This is a genomic window from Prevotella sp. MGM1, assembly GCF_002933775.1.
Taxonomy (GTDB): domain Bacteria; phylum Bacteroidota; class Bacteroidia; order Bacteroidales; family Bacteroidaceae; genus Prevotella.
On sequence record NZ_BEWV01000068.1, the window covers coordinates 1 to 5544 of the forward strand.

Sequence of the window (5544 nt, forward strand, 5' to 3'; positions counted from 1 at the left end):
CCGAGTTTCATGCTTTCAACCGCCGTATGCACTTCGGCATAGTCGGTCATGATGACAAAGGGCTGCATCCTGCCTTCCTTGCGCATCCAGCGCAGCAGGTCGATACCGTTGCCGTCGGGCAGGCGCAGGTCGGAAACCACGATGTCCCTGTCTGCGGCTTGTTGCAGATATTTCTTCGCGGTCGAGAGGTGAAAAACCTGCACGGTGCGGAATCCCTCGCGTGCCAGCAAGTTGCAGACAAACTCGCAATATACGATATTGTCCTCCACCACGATGATTTTTGTCTTATCCATTTTCGTATTTTCTCCTTTCCTCTTTTGCCAACTGGATGATTTCCGTGCCTTTATCCAGCACGGCAGTCACGGCTTTGTTCAGTTCTTCATAATCAGAAGCGGTTCTTCCATGAAGCAGTTTATAAAGTTCCCTTAACGGTTGGTCTGCACGAAGTATCTCCCATGAACTTCGCAGATGGTGTGTCAGGGCGTCCAGCTCTTGAAGATTTTTCTTTTGTTCCACTTTCCTGATTGCCTGCATTTCTTTTTCAGTTTCTGTTATCAGTTTCTCCAACATGACGGATTCATTGCCGTAGGACAACAGGGAGGTGAAATCCGGCTTTTCGTTCTGTTTGCCTTTTATGGCGCATTTGTCTGAAACCTCTATCAGTTCAGATATGGAGAACGGTTTGAGCAGGCAATCGGAAAATCCACGTTCCATAAGTTCCTCCTTGCTGCAACTGCCAGAAGCGGTTGTCACGACTACCGGGATAGTCTTTGAATTGCCCACGTTGGAGGTACGTAGCAGCTCCAGCAGCTCGACGCCGTTGATTTTCGGCATGTTCAGATCCGTCAGAAGTAAGCTGTATTCTTTCCGGCGTATCATTTCCATCAGTTCCGCAGCATCGGTGCAGGTGTCGCAGTGTACACCTTCCTGTACATACATTTCTTTCAGCATCAGGAGAAGAACCTCGTCATTGTCGATGGCAATGACATCATGGAATGTACGGTCATGATGAATCCGTGTCTGATTTATCCGTTCCGGCAGTTCCTCGGCTGTCTGCATGGGTATTTCCACCGTAAAACGGCTACCTTTGCCTTTCTCGCTCTCCAGCCGTATCGTGCCGCCGAGCATTGACACGATACGCTGAACGATGGAAAGTCCCAGTCCGAAGCCGTCTTTTGCGGCGGCGTTTGCCAGACGCTCAAACGCACCGAACACGCGTTGCTGTTCCTCGTTGGTCATTCCCGTACCCGTATCTTCGACGATAAGTTTCAGGACACCGTTATCGTAGTCCGTTGTCAGAGAAACGCCACCGTTGTCCGTGAACTTGATGGCGTTGGACAGCAGGTTGTTGCCGATTTGCAGGATACGTTCCTTATCGGTCAAGACAACCGTATCCGTTTGATTGGTTATGGTAAGAGCCAGCCCCTTGTTCATGGCGATTGGCGTAAACTCCGTTTCAAGAATGTGCGTGATTGCTGAAATCCGGCAAGGGGAGAAATTAGGCTGCTCCTTGCCGTTATCCAGACGGAAAAAGTCAAGCAGGGTATTGAGCATTTCGCGCATACGGTCGGAAGATTCTTGGATATTACAGATATAACGCCTAATTCGTTCTATGTTATTCTCTTTTTCCACCAGTCCGGCATAACCCATTATTGCCGTCAGCGGTGTGCGTAACTCATGGGTGATAGTATGTACCGCTTTCTTGCGAGAGGCTAGCAGTGCCTCGTTTCGCTTTGCCACTTGTTGCAGTCGCCCGATTAAATCTGCGGTTTCCTGTTTGTATCGCTTGATGCGGTTGGCATTTCGATGGATGATGATATAAGAAATGACCAATATCAGTATAACGAACCCTGTCAAGCCCCCAATCTGAATGAACGACCGTTCCCGCATGAAGGCTATTTCCGCTTCTCGTTTCTGTAAGTCAGCTTGAACTTTTCCATCTATTTGAATAATCAGTCCTTGCAGTTGCCTATTCAGTTCTGCGTTTCGTACAGCAAGGCTATCTGCGTATTCAGACAAACGACGGTTTTGATCCTGTTGTTCGGTTATCATATTTCGGTTAAAGGAACGGAGCATCGTGGTGGTTATGGTAGGTTTTGCTTCCTCTTTTTTACCAAAGATGCCCAAGAATCCTTTCCGTTTCGGTTTCTTGGGCTGTTCCTGTACGCTTTTCTGCACGATTACAGGTAGTTGACGAGCAATTTTCTCATTAAGTACTTGCTGTTCATCAAGTAGTTTAACTATACCGCGCATCTGCCGTTCTTTGTCTTCAAGAAGATAGCTCACGCTGTCGATACGCTCTTCCGGATAGATAGATTTGAAACGGAATAACATGCTATCTACTGCCATACGTTGGGTATGGTAATGTTCCAACTCTTCATCATCCCATTCCAATATTGTTTCACCCAATAGGGAAAACTCTATTAGTTGAATATGCACATCGTTTATCTCTTTCCGTAACTCGTCAATCTGTCGGTTGTCTGATTCCAAATTTTCTATTTCCTGCCATTCATGATGCCAAGTATAAACGATGCAACCTATTAACAATATAATCAGCCAATAACCAGATGCAACTATTTGTTGAATATGTTTCATTATATGTTTTTGACTGATATATTGAAACAACCCTTTACAACATTTACGCTGTTATTTCCACATAGTTTCCCTCAGGGTCCGCTACGGCACTCTCATAGTATCCGTCACCCGTCGTTCTCGGTTCGCTCAATATGGTATAGCCGTCTGCTCTCAACCGTTCGGTGAGTGTGTCTACCGTTTGAGCGTTTCCTACTGCAATGGCAAAATGCGCCAGCCCTTTCAGGTTGCCCCTGCTTGCCGGATTTTGCATATCAGGGATGTGCATGAGTTCAATGCGGGTTTTATCCTCTCCAAAAGACAGAAAATAAGATGTGTAGTTTTTGTATGGGTTTGTATATTTGCTGCCGCACTTCAAGTTGAAATATCTGGTGTAAAATGCTCTTAGGGTCTCGAGGTCGTCCGTCCAGATTGCGATATGTTCTATTCTCATGGTCATTTCTTGTTTTCAGTTGTTTCCGTATTGTTTTCCTTCAGCCACTGCACTCTGCGCAAATCGGGCAGATGCTTAATGGAGAAATTCTCAAACTTGGCTGTGAAGCCGTTTCCGTCAGGACAAGCCCCCATTATTCCCACCATGACCGGACGATTGTCTTGCAGCCAGGCGTTACGCATCATCGTGTACTCTTTGTCATCAAAAGAATAGAAAATTTCCACGGCATCGAGTCGGCGCACCGCCTTTATCCATACGAACGGCACGGGTTTGTCCAGAGGTATGATGCTCCAGTCGCTCGTATGATGCGTCACGACGGTGCTGAGATTGTATTTGCCGTCCACAAACTCAATCCCTGTCTTGATGTAATTTTCGTGGTTGATGCGAAGCATCAGTCCCGACTGGTCGAAACGTGTCTTGTAGTCGCCGGATATTTTTACCTTGGCTTCAAACTCTCCACCACGCAGGGTGTACAGGAAAGGGGCGTCGTCGACGGTAAATCCATAATGAGATATGCGCCAGTAATCGGTTTGGGGAGTGACATTCATCGAAAGAGAGTTGCCCTTGATTTCCCATTGTTCAGGTTCGTTAAACCACTGCATCTTTTCCAATGACTGCGCCATGCAGGCAAATGAAGCGGAAATCATCAATCCGCTTAGCAATAACTTTTTCATTTCCATGTATTTTATGTAAAATATTATATTTTCCGTATCACCCGGCAAGGATTTCCGACTGCCAACGAACCTTCCGGAATATCTTTGTTCACCACGCTTCCTGCACCGATAACACAGTTGTTGCCGATTGTAACTCCGGGCAGCACACAGACATGCGCACCTATCCACACGTTATCGCCTATGGTAATCGGCCGAGCATATTCCAATCCCCGGTTTCTCTGCTCTACATCGAAGGGATGCCCGGCAGTGTAAAATCCGCAGTTGGGAGCAATGAACACATTGTCGCCGAACTTGACTTTTGCCTCATCCAAGACAACGCAATTCACGTTTGCATAAAAATTCCCGCCAATCTCTATGTTATAGCCGTAATCACAAAAAAACGGTTGCTCTATCAGAAAACCACGTCCCGCCTTTCCAAACAACTTGATTATAATATCGTTCCTGCGTTCGGTTTCTGACGGCAGCAGATGATTATATTCATGGCACAGCAGCTTACATGCTTGCCTTTCGGCTATCAATTCCACATCGTTGTTGGCATCGTACAATTTGCCTTGACGGCATTTTTCTTTCTCACTTATCATAAATAACCATTTATTTCAATTACCTTTGCAAAGGTAAGTCATTGCTATATACAGCGCAATGATTATAAATAACCATTTTATTCCCAATGATGGATAGTAAAGGCGTATTGGACAAGGAGTTTTCAGCACAGGATTTTGCGGAAGAGCAGCCGTATGCGGAGATGCTGGACAGATATAAGGATATGGCGTGCAACTATGCACGTATGGAGAATGCTATTGCCGTATTGAGTGATTTGCGCACCAATGCCAGTTACATCTATTACGGCAAGTTCTCACGAATGCTTAAAATAGACAAATACGGTAAAGAAGGTAAGGTGCCTTCCATTTGGGAAGAAGAAATCTTCAGACTTATCCATCCTGACGATTTGGCAAGCAAACACTTACAAGAACTTTGTTTTTTCCATTTTGTCAAATGCCAGCCGAAAAAGGAACGTGCCAATTATTATTTGACGAGCAAGCTCCGTATGACAAGTAGCACGCATGGTTATATACCTGTATTGCATCGGATGTTTTACGTTTATGTTCCCACCAACGATACTTTGTGGCTGGCTCTATGCCTTTACAGTCCTTTATTGTTTGATATTCCCGCGAAATGTCTGATAATCAATTCCGTCAATGGTCAGATGATGGAATTGGATAAACAGGATAGCACAAGAATATTGTCCGTCAGAGAAAAACAGGTTCTGAACCTTATCGATAAAGGTTTATTGAGCAAAGAAATAGCCGCCACGCTCCACATCAGCATAAATACGGTCAGCCGGCATAGACAGGAGATTTTAGGGAAGTTGCAGGTGAAAAATTCTATTGAAGCCTGTCGGATAGCAAAGGATTTGAAGTTGATTTAATTGCATAATTAATAATGGAATATAATTCCACTACCTTTATTTGCATTTAATTCTTTCGGTCGGTTTTCATCCTTAAACTGAAATCCCGAACGTCCTATGATGACATGGTCGGCAATAAAGTTATCTAACAGACTTCGCTCACATACCTGGCTGCGTATCTGTGGGGGCTTGGTGTGTTATGGAATTATTCCTTCTGTTGTTCCCTCTTAGCATACATCTCCCTTGAAAGTTCCACGATCTCCCGGCTCAGTTTCACAAGGTCGATGGTATGTTTCTCCAACTTGTAGAGCAACGCCATCGCCTTCTTCTCCGAAAAATGGATGCGCAACTCTTTAACGACCTGATTGTAGTTCGTACCGATGGCACGGAACTGGGCGTGGAAGTCCGACAGTTTGGTGTAGTAGTCCACCAGCGTCTTG

General features: G+C 45.4%; 6 protein-coding genes and 1 pseudogene. 1 reads left to right on the plus strand and 6 read right to left on the minus strand.

Going from position 1 to position 5544, the window contains the following annotated elements; all coding sequences use genetic code 11:
• The 5 genes from MoGM_RS02090 to MoGM_RS02110 all read right to left on the minus strand — a co-directional run.
• A partial coding sequence (locus MoGM_RS02090) for a response regulator (RefSeq protein WP_146078619.1) occupies window positions 1-293 on the minus strand: 293 nt, incomplete at its 3' end.
• Window positions 286-2595: an ATP-binding protein gene (locus MoGM_RS02095; protein WP_104368563.1), complete on the minus strand. Its 2310-nt coding sequence runs from the start codon at window positions 2593-2595 to the stop codon at window positions 286-288. The genes MoGM_RS02095 and MoGM_RS02090, both read right to left, overlap by 8 nt.
• 43 nt (window positions 2596-2638) lie before the next feature.
• Window positions 2639-3025, minus strand: a complete 387-nt coding sequence (locus MoGM_RS02100) for a VOC family protein (RefSeq protein ID WP_104368565.1) — start codon at window positions 3023-3025, stop codon at window positions 2639-2641.
• Between the two features lie 2 nt (window positions 3026-3027).
• The gene (locus tag MoGM_RS02105; protein WP_104368566.1) at window positions 3028-3699 is read right to left on the minus strand and encodes a DUF1349 domain-containing protein; all 672 of its coding nucleotides are present in this window, start codon (window positions 3697-3699) and stop codon (window positions 3028-3030) included.
• Window positions 3700-3722: 23 nt separating this feature from the next.
• Window positions 3723-4280, minus strand: coding sequence for a sugar O-acetyltransferase (locus MoGM_RS02110; RefSeq protein ID WP_104368564.1), 558 nt, complete (start codon window positions 4278-4280; stop codon window positions 3723-3725).
• A gap of 86 nt (window positions 4281-4366) precedes the next feature.
• On the opposite strand from MoGM_RS02110, the gene MoGM_RS02115 reads away from it, so the two are divergent.
• Window positions 4367-5125, plus strand: coding sequence for a response regulator transcription factor (locus tag MoGM_RS02115; protein ID WP_371410492.1), 759 nt, complete (start codon window positions 4367-4369; stop codon window positions 5123-5125).
• A 184-nt stretch (window positions 5126-5309) separates the two neighbouring features.
• Here the strand turns inward: MoGM_RS02115 and MoGM_RS02120 are convergent.
• Window positions 5310-5544: pseudogene (locus MoGM_RS02120) on the minus strand (hypothetical protein); the annotation flags it as partial.

Coding starts and splice junctions, on each gene's coding strand:
- MoGM_RS02095 (WP_104368563.1), bottom strand. CDS start 2,595: ATGAAACATATTCAACAAATAGTTGCATCTGGTTATTGGCTGATTATA.
- MoGM_RS02100 (WP_104368565.1), bottom strand. CDS start 3,025: ATGAGAATAGAACATATCGCAATCTGGACGGACGACCTCGAGACCCTA.
- MoGM_RS02105 (WP_104368566.1), bottom strand. CDS start 3,699: ATGAAAAAGTTATTGCTAAGCGGATTGATGATTTCCGCTTCATTTGCC.
- MoGM_RS02110 (WP_104368564.1), bottom strand. CDS start 4,280: ATGATAAGTGAGAAAGAAAAATGCCGTCAAGGCAAATTGTACGATGCC.
- MoGM_RS02115 (WP_371410492.1), top strand. CDS start 4,367: ATGATGGATAGTAAAGGCGTATTGGACAAGGAGTTTTCAGCACAGGAT.